At 60.2% G+C, this 22,208-nt stretch carries 19 protein-coding genes; 4 read left to right on the plus strand and 15 right to left on the minus strand.

Annotated features, from left to right (window positions below):
• Positions 1-4: 4 nt before the first annotated feature.
• From NCR40_RS13370 to NCR40_RS13435, 14 genes are all read right to left on the minus strand, one after another.
• Entirely contained in the window at positions 5-775 is a 771-nt protein-coding gene (locus NCR40_RS13370) for a ParA family protein (protein ID WP_250492835.1), read from the minus strand.
• A 76-nt stretch (positions 776-851) separates the two neighbouring features.
• The gene (gene rsmG, locus NCR40_RS13375; protein WP_250509677.1) at positions 852-1,517 is read right to left on the minus strand and encodes a 16S rRNA (guanine(527)-N(7))-methyltransferase RsmG; all 666 of its coding nucleotides are present in this window, start codon (positions 1,515-1,517) and stop codon (positions 852-854) included.
• Complete coding sequence (mnmG, locus tag NCR40_RS13380; protein WP_250509678.1) at positions 1,514-3,478, minus strand: tRNA uridine-5-carboxymethylaminomethyl(34) synthesis enzyme MnmG; 1,965 nt, start codon at positions 3,476-3,478, stop codon at positions 1,514-1,516. The genes rsmG and mnmG overlap by 4 nt, the downstream gene beginning before the upstream one ends.
• Before the next feature lie 149 nt (positions 3,479-3,627).
• A complete protein-coding gene (locus NCR40_RS13385; protein ID WP_250509679.1) occupies positions 3,628-4,380 on the minus strand; it encodes an ABC transporter ATP-binding protein in 753 nt (250 codons plus the stop codon).
• A complete protein-coding gene (locus NCR40_RS13390) occupies positions 4,380-6,164 on the minus strand; it encodes a branched-chain amino acid ABC transporter ATP-binding protein/permease (protein WP_250509680.1) in 1,785 nt (594 codons plus the stop codon). Before NCR40_RS13390 ends, NCR40_RS13385 begins: the two co-directional genes overlap by 1 nt.
• 4 nt (positions 6,165-6,168) lie before the next feature.
• Positions 6,169-7,224 carry a branched-chain amino acid ABC transporter permease gene (locus tag NCR40_RS13395; protein WP_250509681.1) on the minus strand — a complete coding sequence of 352 codons (1,056 nt, stop codon included), beginning with the start codon at positions 7,222-7,224 and terminating at the stop codon, positions 6,169-6,171.
• 156 nt (positions 7,225-7,380) lie between these two features.
• Positions 7,381-8,553, minus strand: a complete 1,173-nt coding sequence (locus tag NCR40_RS13400) for an ABC transporter substrate-binding protein (protein WP_250466197.1) — start codon at positions 8,551-8,553, stop codon at positions 7,381-7,383.
• A gap of 247 nt (positions 8,554-8,800) precedes the next feature.
• On the minus strand, positions 8,801-9,967 hold the full coding sequence (locus NCR40_RS13405) for an ABC transporter substrate-binding protein (RefSeq protein ID WP_250509682.1): 1,167 nt from the start codon (positions 9,965-9,967) through the stop codon (positions 8,801-8,803).
• Between the two features lie 504 nt (positions 9,968-10,471).
• The gene (locus NCR40_RS13410; RefSeq protein ID WP_250509724.1) at positions 10,472-11,443 is read right to left on the minus strand and encodes a branched-chain amino acid ABC transporter permease; all 972 of its coding nucleotides are present in this window, start codon (positions 11,441-11,443) and stop codon (positions 10,472-10,474) included.
• Entirely contained in the window at positions 11,443-12,327 is an 885-nt protein-coding gene (locus NCR40_RS13415; RefSeq protein WP_244826620.1) for a branched-chain amino acid ABC transporter permease, read from the minus strand. Before NCR40_RS13415 ends, NCR40_RS13410 begins: the two co-directional genes overlap by 1 nt.
• An 83-nt stretch (positions 12,328-12,410) precedes the next feature.
• Positions 12,411-13,628 carry an ABC transporter substrate-binding protein gene (locus NCR40_RS13420; protein WP_250509683.1) on the minus strand — a complete coding sequence of 406 codons (1,218 nt, stop codon included), beginning with the start codon at positions 13,626-13,628 and terminating at the stop codon, positions 12,411-12,413.
• Positions 13,629-13,735: 107 nt separating this feature from the next.
• The gene (locus tag NCR40_RS13425) at positions 13,736-14,497 is read right to left on the minus strand and encodes an ABC transporter ATP-binding protein (protein WP_250509684.1); all 762 of its coding nucleotides are present in this window, start codon (positions 14,495-14,497) and stop codon (positions 13,736-13,738) included.
• Positions 14,494-15,273 carry an ABC transporter ATP-binding protein gene (locus tag NCR40_RS13430; protein WP_244826623.1) on the minus strand — a complete coding sequence of 260 codons (780 nt, stop codon included), beginning with the start codon at positions 15,271-15,273 and terminating at the stop codon, positions 14,494-14,496. The genes NCR40_RS13425 and NCR40_RS13430 overlap by 4 nt, the downstream gene beginning before the upstream one ends.
• A 312-nt stretch (positions 15,274-15,585) precedes the next feature.
• Entirely contained in the window at positions 15,586-17,262 is a 1,677-nt protein-coding gene (locus NCR40_RS13435) for a GMC family oxidoreductase (protein WP_250509685.1), read from the minus strand.
• A gap of 125 nt (positions 17,263-17,387) precedes the next feature.
• Here NCR40_RS13435 and NCR40_RS13440 point away from each other — a divergent pair, with 125 nt between their 5' ends.
• On the plus strand, positions 17,388-18,290 hold the full coding sequence (locus NCR40_RS13440) for a LysR family transcriptional regulator (protein ID WP_250509686.1): 903 nt from the start codon (positions 17,388-17,390) through the stop codon (positions 18,288-18,290).
• 88 nt (positions 18,291-18,378) lie between these two features.
• Positions 18,379-18,918: a class IV adenylate cyclase gene (locus tag NCR40_RS13445; RefSeq protein ID WP_244826626.1), complete on the plus strand. Its 540-nt coding sequence runs from the start codon at positions 18,379-18,381 to the stop codon at positions 18,916-18,918.
• Here NCR40_RS13445 and NCR40_RS13450 read toward each other — a convergent pair.
• The gene (locus tag NCR40_RS13450) at positions 18,894-19,379 is read right to left on the minus strand and encodes an Lrp/AsnC family transcriptional regulator (protein WP_244826627.1); all 486 of its coding nucleotides are present in this window, start codon (positions 19,377-19,379) and stop codon (positions 18,894-18,896) included. The genes NCR40_RS13445 and NCR40_RS13450 overlap by 25 nt on opposite strands.
• 548 nt (positions 19,380-19,927) lie before the next feature.
• Between NCR40_RS13450 and NCR40_RS13455 the strand changes: the two genes are divergently transcribed.
• Together NCR40_RS13455 and NCR40_RS13460 are read left to right on the plus strand one after the other, a co-directional pair.
• A complete protein-coding gene (locus tag NCR40_RS13455; RefSeq protein ID WP_244826629.1) occupies positions 19,928-20,614 on the plus strand; it encodes a response regulator transcription factor in 687 nt (228 codons plus the stop codon).
• Positions 20,615-20,634: 20 nt separating this feature from the next.
• Positions 20,635-22,155 carry a sensor histidine kinase gene (locus NCR40_RS13460; RefSeq protein ID WP_502800982.1) on the plus strand — a complete coding sequence of 507 codons (1,521 nt, stop codon included), beginning with the start codon at positions 20,635-20,637 and terminating at the stop codon, positions 22,153-22,155.
• Positions 22,156-22,208: the final 53 nt, after the last annotated feature.

Here is a 22,208-nt window from a genome sequence, read left to right on the forward strand (position 1 = left end):
TGCGTTACAGCGCGCGTACGCGCTCGATCATTTCCGTGCCGAACTGGATATACGCCTGCGCGCCACGCGACGACTTGTCGAACACCACGCCTGGCAGGCCGTAACTCGGCGCCTCGGCAAGGCGCACGTTGCGTGGAATGACGACATCGAAAACCTTGTCGCCAAAGTGTTCCTTCAACTGTTCGGACACTTGCTGCTGCAAGGTGATGCGCGGATCGAACATCACACGCAACAGTCCGATCACTTTCAGATCGCGGTTGAGGTTCGCGTGGATCTGCTTGATGGTGCTCACCAGATCCGACAAGCCTTCCAACGCGAAGTATTCACACTGCATTGGAATGACGACGCCATGCGCGGCGCACAACGCATTCAATGTCAACAGCGACAATGCAGGCGGACAATCAATCAAGATGAAGTCATAGTCATCGACTATTTGCGCGATGGCCGAGCGAAGAATGTGCTCGCGGTCATCCATATCCACAAGCTCGACTTCCGCGCCAGCGAGTTCACGATTCGCAGGCAGAACGTGGTATCCCACGCTCTCCGGTCGCACTACCGCCTCACGTAGTGTGACCCCGTCGACTAACACTTCGTAGATTGTCTTCTCACATGCGCCTTTATTGACGCCACTGCCCATCGTCGCGTTCCCCTGCGGGTCCAGATCGATGAGTAGAACGCGTTGATCAAGGCCCGCGAGACTTGCCGCGAGATTGACCGCCGTGGTGGTCTTTCCAACGCCGCCCTTCTGATTTGCGACGCAGAAGATTTTTGCCATCGTTTTATGTCCTCGTTTCTTCGCTGTCAGAAGATCAGCTGCCGTTTACGGCCGTGACGAAAGCGCCCGCGACGTGTTACTGCGCGCCGACGGCTACATGGATCAAGTGGCGCTCGGCATCGAGCATCGGAACATTCAGACGCTCGATGCGCTCTACCGTCGCGCCATCTGGCAGACGCGCGATTTCGTCGTCCGGTTGCAAGCCCTTCATCGCGAGAATCCGGCCGTCCTCCGCAACCAGATGACGCGCAAGTGTAACGAAATCCGCGAGGTCTGCGAACGCGCGCGAGACAATTACGTCGAATTTTCCCGGGACTTCGCAACCCGGCCGCAGATTCTCAACACGTCCGGTCACGACGGAGAGATTCGCCAAACCCAACTGAACCTTCGCTTGCGACTGAAAGGCGGTCTTCTTGTGGACGATATCGTTCAGCGTCACTTTCACGTTGGGTAAGACGATTGCCAGCACGATGCCCGGCAGGCCGCCGCCCGAACCGACATCCAAAATCGATTTTGGTTGGTGCGCCACGAGCATCGGAACGATGGCAAGCGAATCGAGAATATGCTGAATGAGCATTTGCTTCGGATCGCGGATCGCCGTCAGGTTGTAGACGGCGTTCCATTTGCCCAGCAGCGCGACGTAATCGAGTAGCTGCTGTTTCTGCGATGAAGTCAGCGCAAGCTCGAGTTCAGTCGTACCTCGGTTGAGCAAGTTAGCCAGCGATTCGTTTTGGTCCTTCATTGAACCACCGGGTTGCTGCTGGCCTGATCCTGATCGCTGCCTGCGCCGCGTCCGCGCCGGCCGAGGCCGCGCTTGAGATGCACCATGAGCAGTGAGATGGCAGCCGGCGTGATGCCCTGAATACGCGAAGCCTGCCCGATCGTTTCTGGACGATGCTGCGTTAACTTTTGTCGCGCCTCAAACGAAAGGCCGCGCACTTCGCTGTAGTCGATCGCCTCTGGTAACCGCGTGTTCTCTTGCGCTCCGTTGCGCACGATCTCGTCCGCTTGCCGGTCGATATAGCCTTGGTACTTCACGCCAATCTCGATCTGTTCTTTGATCTGCGCGAGCAGAACTGGATCATCGGCAAGCGATTCGGCTGAGCCGCATTCCCCATTGCGCAAAGCGCAGACGCCATCGTACGAGACACCAGGGCGTCGTAGCAGGTCGGCCAGACTGTACTCGTGATCGATCGGCTTGCCGAGTAATGCGGTCGCCTCTTCAGCGGAAAGCGTCTTAGGGTTCACCCACGTGGAGCGCAGACGCTCTGTTTCACGTGAAACAGCGTCGCGCTTGCGGCTGAAAGCATCCCACCGGACGTCATCTACGACTCCAAGCTCCCGCCCTGCTTCGGTCAGGCGCATATCCGCGTTATCTTCACGTAGAGACAGACGATATTCCGCACGGCTTGTGAACATTCGATACGGCTCAGAAACTCCGCGCGTCACCAAATCGTCGACCAATACACCCAAGTACGCTTGATCACGGCGGGGCGTCCAGGCATCCCTGCCTTGCACTTGAAGCCCTGCATTTATGCCGGCTAGTAGTCCCTGCGCGGCAGCTTCCTCATAACCCGTCGTGCCGTTGATCTGTCCGGCGAAGAAAAGCCCACCAATGGATTTCGTTTCCAGCGAAGCCTTCAGCGCACGCGGATCGAAGTAGTCGTATTCGATTGCATAGCCAGGACGCAAGATATGGGCGTGTTCGAGACCACGCATGGAACGCACAAGATTTAACTGGACATCGAAAGGCAGACTCGTCGAAATTCCATTGGGATAGAACTCGTTCGTAGTCAGCCCTTCCGGCTCCAGGAAGATTTGATGTGCGTCCTTCGACGCAAACCGATGGATTTTGTCTTCAATCGACGGGCAATAGCGCGGCCCAACGCCTTCAATTACCCCTGTGTACATCGGCGACCGATCCAAGCCCAATCGAATAATGTCGTGCGTTTGAGCGTTCGTGTGCGTCACCCAGCACGGCACCTGACGCGGATGCTGCTCAACGCGGCCAAGAAAAGAGAAAACCGGAACCGGATCCAAATCGCCCGGCTGCTCTTCAAGCTTCGAAAAATCGATCGTGCGGCCGTCGATGCGCGGTGGCGTCCCCGTCTTTAGTCGGCCCTGCGGCAAATTCAGTTCTTTAAGACGTGCGGATAAAGATATCGCAGCAGGATCGCCCGCGCGGCCGCCCACGTAGTTGTTCAACCCCACGTGGATCTTGCCGTCGAGGAACGTCCCCGCCGTTAGAACCACGGCGCGCGCGCGAAACCGCAGCCCGACTTGCGTAACGGCACCAACGACGCGGTCGCCTTCCACCATCAAATCGTCAACGGCTTGCTGGAACAGCCAGAGATTCGGCTGATTTTCCAGCCGATGGCGTATTGCCTGCTTGTAAAGAATGCGGTCGGCTTGAGCGCGCGTGGCTCGCACTGCAGGACCCTTCGACGAATTGAGAATGCGAAACTGAATACCGGACTCGTCGGTGGCGGCAGCCATCGCGCCGCCCAACGCATCGACTTCCTTGACGAGATGTCCTTTTCCGATGCCGCCGATCGACGGATTGCAGCTCATCTGGCCAAGCGTCTCGATGTTATGCGTCAGGAGCAGCGTCCGACAGCCCATTCGCGCCGATGCAAGCGCCGCTTCGGTGCCCGCGTGACCACCGCCAACGACGATCACATCAAATTCTGAGGGAAAAAGCATGAAGATCTCGCATCGAGCGATGCGAACCTGACGAAAGAATATCGACGAATTATATCGGGTTCTCGCCGCCGATTTTCCAACGACCCGGAAAAGGCGAAAAAAATGGCGTGTTTCACGTGAAACACGCCTTCGAGATTTGACGCAACCCGCTAAACAGCCTTCTTTACCAACCCGAGGTAAGTCTCAATGACCTGGGGATTGTGTTGCAAATCTTGCGCGAGGCCTTTCAGGGCGAATTCGCCTGTCTCAAGAACGTACCCGAAGTCTGATATCTGTAGTGCCGCGCGTGCGTTTTGCTCGATCAAAAGTATTGCGACGCCCGTCTCGCGAAGCGCACTAACGATATGAAAAATTTCCTTCACGATCAAAGGTGCCAGACCCAGACTAGGCTCATCGAGCATCAACAATTTGGGCTTAGCCATCAACGATCGACCCACAGCAAGCATTTGCCGCTCACCGCCGGATAGCGTTCCTGCCGCCTGCCTGCGGCGTTCCTTCAACCGGGGAAAAAGGCAAAAGACTGGTTCAAGCTGATCCAAGAAATTTCGCTCCCCCGCTCGCTTGCGCCGATAGGCGCCTAGGACGAGATTGTCCTCAACCGACATCGAAGCAAACAGTTCCCGGCGCTCAGGGACAAGGCACATTCCACGTGAAACACGACGCTCGATAGGCAGCGCAGCGACATCCTCGTCCAGATACCGGATCACACCGTTAGACGATCCTGTCTGCGGCAAAGCCCCCATGATTGCATTCAACAGAGTGGATTTGCCCGCACCATTTGGACCGATCACCGACACGATTTGTCCAGCGCCGACCGTGAGCGTCGCATTGTGCAGCGCCTCGACTTTCCCGTATCGGACGGATAAACCATCGACTTGAAGAATCGGCACACTTTTTTGCATTACTCCACTCCACCAAGATACGCTTCGAGCACAGTAGGATCTTTCTGAACATCTGACGGCAAACCTTCTGCGATCTTCGTCCCGAACTCCATCACGACAAGGCGGTCGGTGAGATTCATCACGAAGTCCATGTCGTGCTCGACCAGCAGGATGCTCATTCCCTCTGCGCGAAGCCTACGCAGCAGGTCGGCAAGCTCAAGCTTTTCCTGATACCGCAAACCAGCTGCTGGCTCATCGAGAAGCAAAAGCGTCGGATCGCAACACAGCGCGCGCGCAATTTCCATGATGCGTTGTTGCCCCAGCGCCAAACTTCCGGCCTCACTGAATACATGCTTTTCCAGGCCGACGCGTTCGATCTGTCGCGCCGCCTCGGCCATCAGCCGACTTTCCTCCGCACCGTTCAAACGCGCGACGCTCCGCCAAACTCCGGTGTTTCCCCGCAGATGTGCGCCGATCGCAACATTTTCCAAGACGCTCATACCCGGAAGCATCTTCACGTGCTGGAAGGTTCGCCCGATGCCGCGCTTTACGATCTCCCGCGATGTCAGCCTCTCGATACGCTCGCCTCGAAAGCTGATCGCGCCGCTCGTAGCCTGAAGCACTCCGGTCACGAGATTGAAAGTGGTGGATTTTCCAGCGCCGTTCGGCCCGATCAGCCCTATGATCTCCCCTGCCTTTATATCGAAACTCACATCGTTTACTGCAACAAGCCCGCCGAACTGTTTGCGCGCGTTATCGACGACAAGAAGCGATTCGCCCGCCGCCGGCTTGCTGCGCTGCGGCAACGCTTCGACGCGCTCCGGCACGCGCCCTCGCGGAGCGCTTGGAAACAAACGCGCCACAAACGGCCACACTCCCTGACGCGCGTATTGAAGCAGCAGCACCATCAACACGCCGAAGACAATAACCTCGAAGTTTCCGTTCGCACCGAGCAACTTGGGCAGCAGCGTCTGTAGATAATCTTGCAGAACGGTGAGGATAGTCGCGCCCAGAATCGCACCCCAGACATGCGCCACTCCGCCAACCACCGCCATGAACAGAAACTCGATGCCATGATTAAGCCCGAACGGCGTCGGATTCACCGCACGCTGTAAATGCGCGTAAAGAAAGCCGGAAATGGATGCAAGCACCGCCGCATAGACAAAGATAACGACGCGCATCCAGCCGGTATTGACGCCCATCGCCTCCGCCATCGTGCCGCCGCCGCGCAACGCACGAATGGCGCGGCCCGGACGACTATTAAGCAGATTCTGAACAGATACGACGGCGAGCAGCACGACGACCCAAATCAGGTAGTAGATGCTGCGCCCAGACTCCAAGTGCCATCCAAAAAGGTTCAACACAGGAATTCCATTGATCCCGTCGTACTTGCCGAGCAACTCCATGTTTCCGAACAGATAAAACAACGACAGTCCCCACGCGATTGTGCCGAGCGGCAGAAAGTGCCCGGAAAGCCGCATCGTGATGAGGCCCAGAAACAGCGCGATGACTGCCGTCAACACCACGCCCGCAATCAACGCAAGCCACGGTGACACACCGTATTGGGTCGTCAGAAACGCCGTTGCATACGCACCTACGCCGACGAATGCGGCCTGCCCGAAGCTCGTCATCCCGCCTATGCCCGTCAGCAAGACGAGCCCTATCGCGACAATCGAATACAAGCCGATGTAGTTGAGCAGCGTTATCCAGTACTCGGGCACGGCCACCGGTTTCGGCAACACGGGCAACGCAAGGACCACGATGAGGAACAGCCAGAAGAAGCGGTATCGATGAAGGAATGCCATTGCGTTACTCCTCGTCTTCATCGGAATGCGGGCTTGCCAGGCTTCGCCATAGCAGCACCGGAATAATCAGCGTGAAGACGATCACCTCTTTGTACGCGCTCGCCCAGAACGACGAATACGACTCCAGCAAGCCGACGAGCAGCGACCCCGCCGCCGCCAGCGGATAACTCACCAGACCGCCCACGATTGCCCCGACGAAGCCCTTCAAGCCGATCAGGAATCCCGAGTCGTAATAGATGGTCGTGATCGGTGCGACGAGTACGCCGCACAGCGCGCCGAGCCCCGCCGCCAGCGTGAACGCGAGCCGCCCCGCTTGCGTCGTGCCGATGCCGACCAGGCGCGCGCCCAAACGGTTCACCGACGTCGCCCGCAACGCCTTGCCGGAAATGGTCCGGTCGAAGTAGAAGTAGAGCGCCGCTATCAGCACGACCGCCGTGCCCACCACCCAAACACTCTGCCCGGAGATCGACACGCTGCCGAGATTGAACGTGGCGTCGGAGAACGCCATCGTTCGCGATCCTTCCGCGCCGAACATGACGAGCCCGAGCCCGACCATCGCGAAGTGCACGGCCACCGCGACGATCAGCAGCAACAGCGTGCTTGCCTCCGCGATCGGCTCGTAGGCGAGTCGATACACGAACGGTCCCATCGGCACGACGATCAACAGCGTCAGCGCGATCTGCACGAACATCGGCAAGGGCTGCGCGAAGATTGCCTGCGTCAGTATCCATACGCCGACGGGAAACAGCACATACTTTCCCGCGAGCGTTGCAAGCAGCCGTCCAATCTGCCGATACCGCGCCGGATGCCGCACGATCCCAGCAAGTTCGGCGACGAAGCAACCCGCGCCCATGACGATGAGCAAGTAACACGTCGCCGGCAGCTTTTGCGTCTGCAGCGCGGCAAGCGTGAGCGCGCCATAAGCGACGAACTCCCCTTGCGGGATGAAAATGACGCGAGTCACGGAAAACACGAGCACCAGGGCGAGCGCGAGCAATCCATAGATCGCGCCCGTGGTGATCCCGTCTTGCGCGAGGATCGCCGCAATCGATAAGTCCATACTTCCTCTTCAGAGCTTCCGCAAAACGGTCGGGCTGCCGGATCAGCCCGTGAACATGGGAAAAAGCGGCGCGCCGCATACATCGGCGCACCGCTTTGCTATCTTGAAAATCGGAGAAAAGAACGCGCCTTTAGCAGAGCGCGCGCTCAAGTCCGATCAGTCGTTGAGCAGCTTCCACTTGCCATCGGAGATTTGCACCATCACACGCGCGCGATCGTCGAAGCCGTTGTGATCGTTCGATGTCGTGTTCATGATGCCGTGCGCGACGGGCAAGTCCTTCAGATTCTCTAACGCGGCGCGCAGCGCTTCACGGAACTCGGGCGTACCCGGCTGCGCTTTCTTGAGCGCTTCGGGGATCGCACGCTGAAGCATCTGACCGGCGTCCCACGCGTGACCGCCGAAGGTGGAAAGCGTACCCGCCCCGTTGGCCTTCTCATAGGCGTTCTTGTACGCCGCCGAGGACTTCTTCACCGGATTGTTTTCCGGCAGTTGCTCGGTCACGAGAACCGGCCCGGCAGGCAGGATCTCTCCTTCGCAATCCTTGCCGCATACGCGCAGGAAGTCGTTGTTCGCCACACCGTGCGTCTGATAAACCTTGCCCTTGTACCCGCGCTCCTTTAACGCCTTCGCCGGCAGCGCCGACGGCGTTCCCGCGCCTGCGATCAGCACGGCATCCGGATTGGCGCCCACCGTCTTGAGCACCTGACCGGTGACGGACGTGTCCGTGCGGTTATAGCGTTCGTTCGCGACGATCTTGAGCTTGTGCGCGCTCGCCGCTGCGTTGAAGACGTTGTACCAGCCGTCGCCGTAGGCATCCGCGAAGCCGATGAAGCCCACTGTCTTCACGCCGTGCTTCTCCATGTAACTGGCGATGGCGTCGGCCATGAGCGCGTCGTTCTGCGGCGTCTTGAAGACCCACGCTTTCTTGCCATCCATCGGTGCAATGATGGAAGCCGATGCCGCCATCGAGATCATCGGTGTCTTCGAAGCCGAAGCGGCATCGATCATCGCGAGCGAATTGGGCGTGACCGTTGAACCGACGACTGCATCGACATGATCCTCGTCTATCAGCTTGCGCGTGTTCTGCACGGCGCGGCTCGTGTCGGAGCCGTCATCCAGCACGATGTACTCGACGGACTTGCCGCCAATTTCCTTTGGCAACAACGCGATGGTATTTTTCTCGGGAATCCCGAGCGATGCCGCCGGTCCCGTGGCCGAGAGAGTCACGCCAATCTTCACTTGCGCGAAGGCCGCGCCCGAGCTTACGAGCGCGCCCCCCGCGATGGCGAGCGCGACGCTTGCCCTGATCCATGTGTGCTTCGTTTTCATTGCTTGTCTCCAAACGCGACCGGCTGGACGCGCCGCTGCGAGTTGTTATCGATGAAGCTTGCTTACTGCCGTCTGAACAGCCGCCCCAATCTATGTACCGCGAAACCACGTGCCTAGGCTGGTTTTCCCTGACCGTCGGCAGGCGCTGCATGGGGTTTTCGCGCCCTCTTCTCTTCCATTACGGCATGCAGAAAAAAAGGCGCGACCATGACAGACGCGCCTTCTTCGTTTGCGTGATTTCACATGCTCAGTTGCCCGAGAGCTTCCACTTGCCGCCGACGATCTCCACCATCACGCGAGCACGCTGATCAAGACCGGAGTGATCGTTCGCGCTCATGTTGAAGATGCCGTGCGATGCAGGCAAGTCCTTGGTGCCTTCGATAGCCGCGCGCAATGCCTCGCGAAACGCGGGCGTTCCTGGCTGACCCTTCTTCAAGGCAATGGGAATAGCGCGCTGGAGAATGAGGCCCGCATCCCACGCATGACCGCCGAACGTCGAGACCGAACCCGCGCCGTATGCGCCTTCATAAGCCTTCTTGTAAGTGAGCGCGGCTTGCTTCACCGGATTGCTGTCCGGCAGTTGCTCGGCGACCAGCAACGGTCCGGCGGGCAGGAACGTGCCTTCGCAGTCCTTGCCGCATACGCGCAGGAAGTCGTTGTTGGCAACGCCGTGCGTCTGATAGATCTTGCCCTTGTAGCCGCGCTCCTTGAGCGTTTTCTGCGGCAGCGCGGCGGGTGTTCCCGCACCGGCGATGAGTACCGCATCCGCGTTCTGCGACATCATCTTGAGCACTTGCCCCGTGACCGATGCGTCGTTGCGCGCGAAGCGCTCGTTGGCCACGACGCGAATCTTCGCGAGCTCCGCCGCCTTCGTGAACTCCTTGAACCAGCTCTCGCCGTAGGCGTCCGCAAAGCCGATGAAGGCAACCGTCTTCACGCCATGATTCGACATGTGCTGCGCAATAGCGGTCGCCATGAGGATGTCGTTCTGCGGTGTCTTGAAGACCCACGCCTTCTTCGCATCCATGGGTTCGACGATGCTGGCCGCGGCCGCCATCGAGATCATGGGCGTGGTGGTCTCGGCGGCGATGTCGATCATCGCGAGGGAATTGGGAACGACCGTGGAACCGACGAGCGCATCGACGTGGTCTTCGCTCGTGAGCTTGCGCGCGTTCTTCACGGCTTGCGTGGAATCCGTGGCGTCATCCAACACGATGTACTGCACCTTCTGCCCCGCCACTTCTTTTGGCAGCAACGCGATGGTGTTCTTTTCCGGAATGCCGAGCGAAGCCGCCGGGCCCGTTGCCGAAACCGTCACGCCTATCTTTACGTCCGCGAAAACCTGAGTGCTGAATACTGCCGATAAACCCGCGACAGCCATTGCGACCGTCTTAACGCGTAAAGCCCACTTCATTGATTTGCGCCCCGTCTTGATCGTGAAACGTCCAGTTTGAAGCCCGCGTCTTTTCACCGACCGATGGGTCGGGAAATGCAGTTTAGCGGAGGCGCGTCATGCACAGCAAGCGTTTTGCAGGGCTTATGACGGCTGTCGAACGTAAGCTGCGACCGGGTGTGAATGCGAGTTTTTTGAATCCGCCGAAACGGTATGCGGATTATATTTCGGCGACGCGAAATATCGACGCAAAACAAAACAGCCAATAAAAAAGCGCTGTTGGAATCATCCAACAGCGCTTTCGGTCGGGCACTTGGTGCCTCATGTCTCCTCGTTCTCCACCTCAAAAATCTGGGTGCAACAGAACTAAGCAGAATGTTATCGACTGTATCGTTTCGCAACAACCTAGCATTTACCCTAGTGGTGCATAAAAGCACCTTAAGAGGGCGATTTCGAGGTCGTTAACCGTGCATTGCGCGCGTGTCGTTGCTTGAACAGTATTTGTTCGGATATCCAACTAAATGGTTAACCCTGTAGCGGTCTGACACGCGCCACGATTTCACCCACAATGCCGCGCCGAAATGCGAGCACGCATGCGATAAAAATCAGGCCCGTCACGATAGTCACGGATTCACCCAGCGAATTGAACCAGTCCACGCCGGTGAGTCGCGCAAGTCCGCCGCCGATATCGCCGAGCCGGTCTTCCAGCGCAACGATGATCGCCGCGCCGAGCAACGGACCGAACATGGTGCTCATGCCGCCGACGAGCGTCATCAGCACCACCAGGCCGGACATCGTCCAGTAGGCATCGCCGAGAGTTTCGAAGCCGAGCACGAGCGTCTTCAGCGCACCGGCAAGCCCTGCGAGACCCGCTGACAACACGAACGCAAGCAGCTTGTAGCGCGCGGTATCGTAGCCGAGCGATACCGCGCGCGGCTCGTTCTCCTTGATCGCGATCAGCACTTGTCCGAACGGCGAATGCACGATACGCACGATCAACGCGAACGCCAGCAACATGACGACGAGCACGACGTAATAGAGCGTGATGTCACTGCCGAGGTTCAACGCGCCGAAGAGCTTGCCGCGCGGCACGCCTTGCAAGCCGTCTTCGCCATGCGTGAACGGCGCCTGCAGGAACACGAAGTAGACCATCTGCGCGAGCGCGAGCGTGACCATCGCGAAGTAGATGCCTTGGCGGCGGATCGCCAGAAGACCGACGATCAATCCAAGCACGGTCGCCACCGCCGTTCCCGCGATCACGCCGAGTTCGGGCGTCAACCCCAATGTCTGGATGGCATAGCCCGCGGTGTAACCCGCGCTTGCCAGAAACATCGCGTGCCCGAAGGACAGCAAGCCCGTATAGCCGATCAACAGATTGAACGCCGCCGCGAACAACGCGAAGCACATCACTTTCATCATGAAGACCGGATATACGCCCGCGAAGGGCGCGACGATCAAAGCGATCAGCAACAAGCCGTAAAGCGCTTTTCTCTGCATCATTTTTCCTTGCCGAAGAGTCCGGCGGGCCGCACCATCAGCACGAGCGCCATGATGACGAAGACAACCGTCGCGGACGCTTCCGGATAAAACACGCGCGTCAGGCCTTCGATGATGCCGAGCAAAAGACCCGTGAGAATCGAGCCCATGATCGAACCCATGCCGCCGATCACCACGACCGCGAACACGGTGATGATCATCGACTGGCCCATCAGCGGCGACACTTGAATCACCGGCGCGGCCAGCACCCCCGCAAAGGCCGCAAGCGCGACGCCGAAGCCATAGGTGAGCGTGATCATGAGCGGCACGTTGATGCCGAATGCCTCGACGAGCTTCGGATTCTCCGTGCCCGCGCGCAGATAAGCGCCAATGCGCGTCTTCTCGATCACGAACCATGTCGCGAAGCACACCGCGAGCGATGCCACGACGACCCACGCGCGATAGTTCGGCAGGAACATGAAGCCGAGATTGGTCGCGCCCGTCAGAAGCGAGGGCACGTCGTAAGGCTGACCCGACGAACCATAGATGGAACGGAACACGCCTTCGATCACGAGCGTGAGGCCGAACGTAAGCAACAAGCCGTAGAGGTGATCGAGCTTGTATAGCCAACGCAGCATCGAGCGTTCGATAACCATGCCGAAGAGGCCGACGATAAGCGGCGCGAGCACGAGCATCGCCCAATACGGCACGTTTAGATACGAGGCGCCCATCCACGCGAGCATGGCGCCGAGCATGAACAACGCGCCGTGCGCGAAGTTGATGACGTTGAGCAAGCCGAAGATCACCGCGAGCCCGAGACTCAGGATCGCGTAGAACGAGCCGTTCACCAGTCCGAGGAGCAACTGGCTCATCATCGCGGCGAGCGGGATGCCGAAAATTTCCATTGAACCTGCCGTCAGGAATGGGTCGATTAAGTCATCGCGGCAAGCGGCCAATGACAGCCGCTTGCCGCATCAACCGTGTGCGCTTATTTCCACGCCGCGCAGCGCGACTCCGCCTTCGTGCCGAATGCCTGATCGCCGGGAATCGTCGCCGTGATCTTGTAGTAGTCCCACGGCTCCTTCGACTCCGACGGCTTCTTCACTTCCATGAGATACATGTCGTGGATCATCGCGCCGTCCTGGCGAATGGTGCCCTTCGCGTAGAAGTCGTCGATCTTCGTCTGCTTCAACTGCGCCATGATCTTGTCGCTGTCGGTCGTGCCCGTGGCCTGCACGGCCTTCAGATACGTCGTGACAGCCGAATAGTCCGCGGCCTGCAGGCTCGTCGGCATCTTCTTCATCTTGTCGAAGTAGCGCTTGGCCCACGCGCGCGTCTTGTCGTCCTTGTTCCAGTACCAGCTATCCGTCGCCACGAGGCCTTGCGTGGTTTCGAGTCCCAGGCTGTGGATGTCGGTCAGGAAGATCAGCAACGCGGCGAGTTTCATCGACTTGTTGATGCCGAATTCCTTCGCTGCCTTGATCGAGTTGATGGTGTCGCCGCCCGCGTTTGCAAGACCGAGCACCTGCGCCTTCGATCCTTGCGCCTGCAACAGAAACGACGAGAAGTCCGACGCCGACAGCGGATGGCGTACATCGCCGAGCACTTGGCCGCCGTTGGCCTTCACCACATCGGCCGTGTTCTTTTCTAGCGCCTTGCCGAACGCGTAGTCGGCGGTGAGGAAGTACCACGACTTGCCGCCCTGCTTCGTCACGGCGGAACCGGTGCCCTTGGCGAGCGCCATGGTGTCGTACGCATAGTGCACGGTGTACGGTGTGCACTGCTCGTTCGTGAGGTTGTCCGCGCCCGCGCCGATGTTGATGTACGGAATCTTCTTCTCGCCCGCGACCTGATTGGTGGAAAGCGCGGTAGCCGAGTTCGTGCCGCCGATGATCACGTTCACGCCATCGCGGTCGATCCACTCACGCGCGCGCGATGCCGCGATATCCGCCTTGTTCTGGTGATCCGCATACACGAGTTCGATTTGCTTGCCGTTCACCTTGCCGCCGAAGTCCGCAATCGCCATGCGAATGGCTTCGAGACCGCCCTGGCCGTCGATATCGGCGTAGAGACCCGACAGGTCGGTAATGAAGCCGATCTTCACCGTGTTGCCGTCGGCCGCGTGAGCAGCGTTCATGGACGCCACACTCGCCGCCGCAGCCGCAAAGCAAAAAGTGGAAAGGCGCGCGAGGGTCTTCATTTTCATTGCAGTCTCCGTGAGTTTTTGGTTGTTGCGTGCTGCCTGAGCCGTGCCACTTTACGTGCCGCTTTACGTGCCGCTTCAACGTGCCGCGTTTGTCGATTTAAGAACGATTACACCCCGAGCAATTCGTGCAGCACCGGCATCTTCGCTTCGAGTTCCCCCGCGCCGAAATGCTCGACGATGTTTCCATGCTCCATCACATAGAAGCGGTCCGCGAGCGGCGCCGCGAAACGAAAATTCTGTTCGACCATGACGATGGTGTAGCCACGCCCCTTCAGCATGAGGATCATGCGCGCGAGTGTCTGCACGATGACGGGCGCAAGCCCTTCCGATATCTCATCGAGCAGCAGCAAATTGGCGCCGGTGCGCAGAATGCGCGCCACCGCGAGCATTTGCTGTTCGCCGCCCGAGAGCCGCGTGCCCTGACTCGCGCGCCGCTCCTTCAGATTCGGGAACATGGAGTAGATCTCGTCCAGCGGCATCGCCTCTTTCGGATTGCCGGTCACCGGTGGCAAGAGAAGATTTTCTTCGCAGGACAAGCTCGAGAAAATGCCGCGCTCCTCCGGACAATAGCCGACCCCATGATGCGCGATCTTGTGTGTGGCAAGCCCAATGGTCTCGCGTCCGCCCACGCGGATAGAGCCCGTGCGCCGCCCGGTCAATCCCATGATGGCGCGCATCGTGGTCGTGCGCCCCGCGCCGTTACGGCCGAGCAGCGTGACCACTTCGCCGCGATTCACCTTCAGATCGACACCATGCAGAATGTGCGATTCGCCGTACCACGCCTGCAAGCCTGCTATTTCCAGCGCGGGCACATGATCCGCTGCGCCGTTCGCCTCTTGCGAGCGGCGCGCTTCCACGATCGTGCTCATGCGTGCGCTCCGGTGAGCGCTGCATCGGCGCTGCCCATGTAGGCTTCCATCACGAGCGGATTCTTCGATACTTCCGCATAGCTGCCTTCCGCGAGCACTTCGCCGCGCTGAAGCACCGTGATGGTGTCGGAGATGCCAGCGATCACGTTCATGTTGTGCTCGACCATCAGAATGGTGCGTCCCGCCGAGACCTTCTTGATGAGCGCCGTCACGCGATCCACGTCCTCGTGCCCCATACCTTGCGTCGGTTCGTCGAGCAGCATGAGTTCGGGTTCCATCGAAAGCGTCGTGGCAATTTCCAGCGCGCGCTTGCGGCCGTATGAAAGCTCGACGGTTTTCGTATCGGCGAAATCGGTCAGGCCCACTTGCGTGAGCAAATCCATCGCGCGGTCGTTGAGGGCATCGAGCGAACGCTCGCTGCGCCAGAACTGAAACGACGTGCCGAGCTGCCGCTGCAGGCCGACGCGCACGTTCTGCAGCACGCTCAAGTGCGGAAACACGGCGGAAATCTGGAACGAACGAATGATGCCGCGCCGCGCGATATGCGCCGGGCGTTCGCGCGTGATGTCGGTGCCGTTGAAGACGATCTGGCCCGCGGTGGGTTCGAGGAACTTGGTGAGAAGGTTGAAACAGGTCGTCTTGCCCGCGCCGTTGGGACCGATCAGCGCGTGGATCGAACCGCGGCGCACGCGCAGGTTCACGCCATTCACGGCCGTGAAGCCTTTGAATTCCTTCGTGAGCCCTCGCGTTTCCAGAATGGTGTCGCCGAGAATCATGTCCCCTTCCATGCGAAGTGAAACGCTAAGCGGATGACTTCGCCTGCGCCTTATTTTTTATCCGCGCATACCGGACGCGGGTTTCGCGCCGATACCGCTTTGCCTCGTGCGCCGCTGTTGCGGTTGCACAAAAGTGTGCGCGCGATAAGCCGAGCATCACCTGATTCGAGGCCATTGTCGCCGCAATGATGCAGCGCAATCATTGGGATTTGCACTTACTTACGCCGTTGAAAGCTCGGGCTGTCGGACATGCGAAGGCCTCGCATGACGCCGTCTCGTGCGAGGCCGCAAAACGCGCCGTTCATCGTGCGGTCATGCAAGCGCGGTTGCGATGACCTCTTGCGCTTCCATGCCGCGCCGGTCTTCGCGAATCATGTCGCTTGCGCGTTCGGCGATCATCAGCGTCGGCGAATTCGTGTTCCCGGAGGTGATGACCGGCATCACCGATGCATCGACCACGCGCAATCCGCGCACGCCGATCACGCGCAGACGGCTATCGACAACGGCGGCGGGATCGTTGTCCGTACCCATGCGGCATGTGCCGACCGGATGAAAAATCGTCGTGCCGATATTGCCTGCCGCTTCGATCAGTTCTTCCCGCGTCTGGAGCTGGATGCCGGGCAGAATCTCTTCGGGCGCATGTCGCGCCAGCGCGGGGGCGTTGACGATACGCCGCGTGAGCTTCAACGCGTTGACGGCAACTTCGCGGTCGTGTTCCGTGGAAAGATAATTCGGCGCGATGAGCGGTGCCGCGTGCGCATCCGGCGAGCCAATATGCACGCTGCCGCGCGACGTAGGCCGCAGATTGCATACGGACGCCGTGAACGCATTGAACGCGTGCAAGGGCTCGCCGAAGCGTTCGAGCGACAACGGCTGAACGTGATATTCGACATCGGAGCGCTTGATGGATGCGTCGTCGGGATTGGATTTGGCGAACGCGCCGAGTTGCGACGGCGCCATCGACATGGGGCCGCTGCGCAAGAGCGCGTATTGCATGCCGATGAAAAGCTTGCCCCACCATTTGGCCGACAACGTATTGAGCGTGCGCACGCCGTTCACTCTGTATGCCATGCGCAATTGCAGATGGTCCTGCAGATTCTCGCCGACGCCGCGCAGATCGCGCACGACATCGATGCCGAGCCGCTGCAGCCGCGCGCCATTGCCGATGCCCGAGAGCTCGAGAATCTGCGGCGAGTTGACCGCGCCCGCGCTGAGAATCACCTCGCAACGCGCCCGCGCGATGTAATCGACGTCGCCGCCGCGATATTCCACGCCCGAGCACCGCATGCCCTCGAACACGAGCCGTTGCGTGTGCGCGCCGGTGATCGTCGTGAGGTTCGGGCGCTTCATCGCTTCACGCAGGAATGCTTTGGCCGCGTTCCAGCGAATGCCGCCGCGCTGGTTCACATCGAAATAACCGACGCCTGTGTTGTCGCCGCGATTGAAGTCATCGGTTGCGGGAATGCCGCTTTGCTGCGCGGCTTGCGAGAAGGTTTCGAGAATCTTCCACTTGAGACGCTGTTTTTCCACGCGCCACTCGCCGCCCGCGCCATGCCACTGATTCGCGCCGCCGTGATGATCCTCGCTGCGCTTGAAGATGGGCAGCACGGAATCCCACGACCAGTTCGGGTCGCCGCTGATATGCGCCCAGTCGTCGTAGTCTTCGCGCTGGCCGCGCATGTAGATCATGCCGTTGATGGATGAACATCCGCCGAGCACGCGACCGCGCGGATAAGACAACGCGCGCCCGTTCAGACCCGCTTCGGCTTGCGTCTTGTACAGCCAGTCCGTGCGCGGATTGCCAATGCAGTACAAGTAGCCGACGGGAATGTGTATCCAGTGATAGTCGTCCTTGCCGCCCGCTTCGAGCAGCAGCACGTTCACGTTGGGGTCTTCGCTGAGGCGATTGGCGAGCACGCATCCGGCCGTGCCCGCGCCGACGATGATGTAGTCGAATTCACCTTCCAGCTTGCGGGCGTCCTGTTTCATCGCTGTCTCCTGATGGCCGGCAATGCCGTCTGTCGCGGCATGGTCTGGCGAGAGTAACGCCGCAAGCCGCAGCAAATCCAATGAGATATGTTCATCGGCGATATAAGTCGCGCTAATATCAGCGCATGGACTACACACTTCTGCGCGCTTTCATCACCGTCGCTCGCGAAGGCAATCTCACGCGCGCGGCGGCGCAACTGCATGTAACGCAGCCAGCGGTCAGTTTGCAGATCAAGAATCTTCAGGAGATGCTCGGCGTCGTGCTGTTTTCGCGGACATCGCACGGACTTTTGCTGACGCGCGACGGCGAAGCGCTGCTGCCGCACGCGGAACGCGCGCTTGTCGCCGCCGCAGATGTCCAACGCGCCGCCGCCGCATTGCGCGACGAAGTGAGCGGCACGTTGCGCATCGGGACGATTCTCGACCCCGAATTTCTGCGCCTTGGCGGCTTTCTGCGGCAGCTCGTGGAAGCGTATCCGCGCATTGAAACGGCGTTGCGGCATGGCATGTCGGGTTGGGTGCTCGAACGCGTGAAGTCGCGCGAACTGGATGTCGGCTACTACATCGGCGACCCTGCGGCGGACGGCACGCGCGATGGCGAGCGCTTTTATGTCGTGCGGCTGACGCCCTTCGACTATCGCGTGCTCGCGCCCGCCGGCTGGCATAACCGCGTGAACAAGGGAAAGCGCAACTGGGCGACGCTCGCGCGGTTGCCGTGGATCTGGACGCCGCCGGAATCCGCACACAACCGGCTGCTATCGCAGATTTTCCGCGATGCCAACGCGTCGCCGACCATCGTCGCCGAAGTGGATCAGGAGCCGTCGATGCTCGATCTCGTCAAATCGGGCGTGGGCCTTTCGCTCGCCCGCGATTCGATCGCGCTTCGGGAGGCGCACGCGCATGCGCTGACCATCGTCGAGGGCGTCACGGTATCGACACAACTGTCGTTCGTGACGCTCGCCGAACGCCGCGAGGAACCGGCGATTGCGGCGGCGCTGCGGCTCATCGACGCCCAATGGTCGATGTAAGGCGAAGTTCAAGCGGCCTTCATCGAAACTTTGCTAGGCTTGAGCGCAGATGCTTCATTCAAGGCAAACCGCTCAACCGGAGTCCTCCATGGCACGCAACATCGAAATCAAGGCACGCGCTCATCAGTTCGACCAATTGCGTGAGCGCGCCGCCGCGCTCGCCACCGACAGGCCGCTGGTGTTTCGCCAGCAGGACTTCTTCTACGACGTGCCCACCGGCCGTCTCAAGTTGCGCCAGTTCGACGACGGCACGCCATCGGAGCTGATCTTCTATCAGCGCGACGACCGCGACGGCCCGAAAGTCTCGTATTACTCGCGCAGTCCCGTGACGAATCCCGAAGCCATGCATACGCTGCTCGCGCAGGCGCTGACCACGCGCGGCATCGTCACGAAGGAAAGGCATGTCTATCTGGTCGGGCGCACGCGCATCCATCTGGATCGCGTGGATGGGCTTGGGGACTTCATCGAACTCGAAGTGCTGCTGGGTCAGGAAGACGACGAAGCCGGCGGCGAGGAAGAAGCGCACGCCATGTTCGCGCGTCTTGGCGTGGAACAGACGGATCTGGTGCCGGTTGCTTATGTCGACTTGCTGAATCCGACGCTTCAGGCGGAATCGGTCGACAAGTGACCTAGCGGCAGCGGACCGTTGCGCTTGAATGTCGTGAGCACGATGTTCGAGCGCACGCTATCGACGCCGGGAACGCGCATCAGCTTCTTCATCACGAAGGTGGACAGCGCGTTCAGATCGGGCGCGACGATCCGCAGAAGGTAATCCGCATCGCCGACGGTCGCGTGGCATTCGAGCACTTCGGGCAGCGTCTCGATCTGCTGCTGAAACTCCTCGATGATCGAATCGCCGTGATGCTTGAGCTTCAGGCTCGTGAACGCGGTCACACCGAGGCCAAGCTTTTCTGGCCGCAACACCACCCGATATCCTTCGATCACGCCGGTCGCTTCGAGCCGCTGCAGTCGACGGCCGATCTGCGACGGCGACAGCGGCACCTGCTCGCCCAATTGCTGATGCGTGGCGCGGCCGAAGCGTTGCAGCACATCGAGCAAAGCGAGATCGAAATGATCAAGTTCCAGCATGATTGGGCGCGCGCGAAAGCGAAAACGAAGATGCGACTTTAGCGCATGAAAGTGCCATCACTCACATACCCGACGCGCCGAAGGGCCGTTTCGCGCGGAGCTTAACGCCTGCTTACGGCAACCGACAAGGTAACAGCCGTATTACCAACCGTGACATGATCGAAAGGATCGAAAAGCGCCTTTTGCCAGCTTCCCGTCATGGATGGAAGCCGATGCGAAGCTTGAAGAAAGAAATCGTGCTGAAATCTTTCGGTCGTGCAGGCTGATTTATAAGGTCGTGTAATGTAGCCGCGTGACGCGCGCCCGTGGACCCGGCCGATCGACCGGCACTTCTGACTGACGCTGTACAATCAGCAGCGCAACTAGCCTGGGCAACGTTCAGGCAGAAAGTCATCCGGTGTACGGCCGCTCGCGGCTCGAGGTTACGTTCGCGCGACGCCGCATGAGAATCAACGGATTTGATCCGGCTCGAACCCGCGCCGCCGCGTCGTGCATGTCACCGGCTTGGGCGCCGGCTCGGGTTAAACCCATCGTACTTGAGCGAGTTCATGCGAATCCTTCTGATTGAAGACGACCGCCCCATTGCGCGCGGCATCCAGAGCAGCCTCGAACAGTCGGGCTTCACGGTCGATATGGTCCACGACGGCATCTTCGCCGAGCAAGCGCTCGCGCAGAACCGCCACGAACTGGTCATTCTCGATCTGGGCCTGCCGGGCATCGACGGCATGACGCTTCTGGCGCGCTTTCGCCAGAGCAACCGGCATACGCCGGTCATCATCCTCACCGCGCGCGACGAACTGCATGACCGCGTGCAGGGGCTGAACAGCGGCGCCGACGACTACATGCTCAAGCCCTTCGAGCCGCAGGAACTGGAAGCGCGCATTCGCGCCGTGATGCGCCGTAGCGGCCCGCACGGCGACGTGCCGCGCCCCGAAGTCACCTTGGGCGGCTTGCGTCTGTCGGGCGTGGATCGCCGCATCTTCAACGACGAGCGTCCGCTCGAACTGTCGCCGCGCGAATTCGCCGTGCTGGAAATGCTGCTGCTGCGTCATGGCCGCGTCGTCAGCAAGGCGCAATTGCAGGATCACCTGACGCATTTCGGCGGCGATCTCGGCGATACGGCCATCGAAGTTTATGTGCATCGCGTGCGCAAAAAGCTGGAAAACACGCGCGTGGAAATCGTGACGGTGCGCGGCTTCGGCTATTTGCTTCAGGAGATCCGTCAGGCGACGTGACGTCCCGGCGGTAGAACGGTTTGCGACTTCCCACCCGGCGCGCGGGCGATCAGCGTTTCGCCCGCGAAGATTGGCTCGATCTGGCGCGATCTAAGGCCACCGAAGTTCCCGCGTCACCGAGCCTGCGGCGCACGCTGTTGCGCCGCCTGGCCGCGCCGCTGTCCCTGCTCGCGCTGATGAGCGGCCTGATGGCGTACTGGCTCGCGTGGCAGTACACGCAGCACGTGGTGGACCGTTCTCTCGCGGATCTCGCCACCGCCATCTCCAAGCAGATTCAGCTCGCGGGCGTCGATGCCCCCGTCACCGTTCCGCCGCTCGCCCAGGCGATGTTCTCCGATCCGGTGGAGCAGCTCGTCTATCGCATCAGCACCGGCGACCAGGAAATTGCCGGCGAGCCCGATCTGCCGCTGACCGGCACCGCCGTGCGGCGCATCCACTATGCATACGTTTTCGAAACGCACTATCAGGGCGTGAGCGTGCGCGCCGCGCAAGTGCGCGTGCCGCAGCCGACGGGCAATCCTATCGTGGTCGAAGTGGCGCAGCGCGTGGGCTCGCGCTACAGAATCGCGGTGGAGTTTCTCTTCGCGATCATGATGCCGCTGCTGCTTTTGCTGCTCGCAGGCTGGGTGATCGTATGGCGCGTGGTAAATCAGCAATTGAACCCGCTCACCGATCTCGCCGACACGCTCAACCAGCAGACCCACATCTCGCTCGAACCCGTCGACGAAACCTTCGTGCCAAGCGAAATCCGTCCGCTCACGAGCGCCATGAACGGCTTGCTCGTGCGCCTTCAGGCCGCGCTCGATGCACAACGCAAATTCATCGCCGATGCCGCGCACCAATTGCGCACGCCGCTTACCGCCGTCAAGCTGCACGCGGAGCAAGCGCTTAATTCGCGCGATCCGGCGAAGGCCATCGAAGCGGTGAAGGAACTGCGCGCATCGGCGGATCGCGCGGTGCGTTTGTCGAATCAACTGCTTTCGCTCGCGCGCGCCGAACCGGGCGAACAAGCCGCGCGTTTCACCGACTTCGATCTCGCCACGCTCGCGTTCGAAACCGGCGCGGAATGGGTGCCGCGCGCGTTGTCGGCGGGCGTGGATCTGGGCTTTCAGCGTCTCGACGACCCCGACAACGAACATCCGATGATGGCGCGCGGCAATATCGTGCTGACGCGCGAGGTGATCGCGAATCTCATCGACAACGCGCTCAAGTATGTGCCGCCGTCGCGTCATGAAGGTTCGCGCATCACGCTGACTATTGGCGACTGGCACGATGCACAAGGCAAGCGTTTCGGCGAAGTGGTCATCGAGGACAACGGTCCCGGTGTGCCGCCGGATCAGCAACCCGATCTCTTCAAGCGCTTCTTTCGTGGCGACGGTCAGATGGTGGAAGGCGGCGCGGGACTCGGGCTCGCCATCGTTCACGACATCATCTCGCTGCACGGCGGCACGGTGCATTACGAAGACGCTCCGGAAGGCGGCGCGCGCTTCATCGTGCGTATGCCGCTCAAGGACGGCGCGGCGCCAGCCGCCGCAAAATAAAAAGCCACGGCATGATTCCATGCAGTGGCTTCTTTATCATGGCGTTGCAAGCG

This window comes from Caballeronia sp. GACF4 (assembly GCF_023631025.1).
Lineage (GTDB): Bacteria > Pseudomonadota > Gammaproteobacteria > Burkholderiales > Burkholderiaceae > Caballeronia.

Coding starts and splice junctions, on each gene's coding strand:
- NCR40_RS13370 (WP_250492835.1), bottom strand. CDS start 775: ATGGCAAAAATCTTCTGCGTCGCAAATCAGAAGGGCGGCGTTGGAAAG.
- rsmG (WP_250509677.1), bottom strand. CDS start 1,517: ATGAAGGACCAAAACGAATCGCTGGCTAACTTGCTCAACCGAGGTACG.
- mnmG (WP_250509678.1), bottom strand. CDS start 3,478: ATGCTTTTTCCCTCAGAATTTGATGTGATCGTCGTTGGCGGTGGTCAC.
- NCR40_RS13385 (WP_250509679.1), bottom strand. CDS start 4,380: ATGCAAAAAAGTGTGCCGATTCTTCAAGTCGATGGTTTATCCGTCCGA.
- NCR40_RS13390 (WP_250509680.1), bottom strand. CDS start 6,164: ATGGCATTCCTTCATCGATACCGCTTCTTCTGGCTGTTCCTCATCGTG.
- NCR40_RS13395 (WP_250509681.1), bottom strand. CDS start 7,224: ATGGACTTATCGATTGCGGCGATCCTCGCGCAAGACGGGATCACCACG.
- NCR40_RS13400 (WP_250466197.1), bottom strand. CDS start 8,553: ATGAAAACGAAGCACACATGGATCAGGGCAAGCGTCGCGCTCGCCATC.
- NCR40_RS13405 (WP_250509682.1), bottom strand. CDS start 9,967: ATGAAGTGGGCTTTACGCGTTAAGACGGTCGCAATGGCTGTCGCGGGT.
- NCR40_RS13410 (WP_250509724.1), bottom strand. CDS start 11,443: ATGCAGAGAAAAGCGCTTTACGGCTTGTTGCTGATCGCTTTGATCGTC.
- NCR40_RS13415 (WP_244826620.1), bottom strand. CDS start 12,327: ATGGAAATTTTCGGCATCCCGCTCGCCGCGATGATGAGCCAGTTGCTC.
- NCR40_RS13420 (WP_250509683.1), bottom strand. CDS start 13,628: ATGAAAATGAAGACCCTCGCGCGCCTTTCCACTTTTTGCTTTGCGGCT.
- NCR40_RS13425 (WP_250509684.1), bottom strand. CDS start 14,497: ATGAGCACGATCGTGGAAGCGCGCCGCTCGCAAGAGGCGAACGGCGCA.
- NCR40_RS13430 (WP_244826623.1), bottom strand. CDS start 15,273: ATGATTCTCGGCGACACCATTCTGGAAACGCGAGGGCTCACGAAGGAA.
- NCR40_RS13435 (WP_250509685.1), bottom strand. CDS start 17,262: ATGAAACAGGACGCCCGCAAGCTGGAAGGTGAATTCGACTACATCATC.
- NCR40_RS13440 (WP_250509686.1), top strand. CDS start 17,388: ATGGACTACACACTTCTGCGCGCTTTCATCACCGTCGCTCGCGAAGGC.
- NCR40_RS13445 (WP_244826626.1), top strand. CDS start 18,379: ATGGCACGCAACATCGAAATCAAGGCACGCGCTCATCAGTTCGACCAA.
- NCR40_RS13450 (WP_244826627.1), bottom strand. CDS start 19,379: ATGCTGGAACTTGATCATTTCGATCTCGCTTTGCTCGATGTGCTGCAA.
- NCR40_RS13455 (WP_244826629.1), top strand. CDS start 19,928: ATGCGAATCCTTCTGATTGAAGACGACCGCCCCATTGCGCGCGGCATC.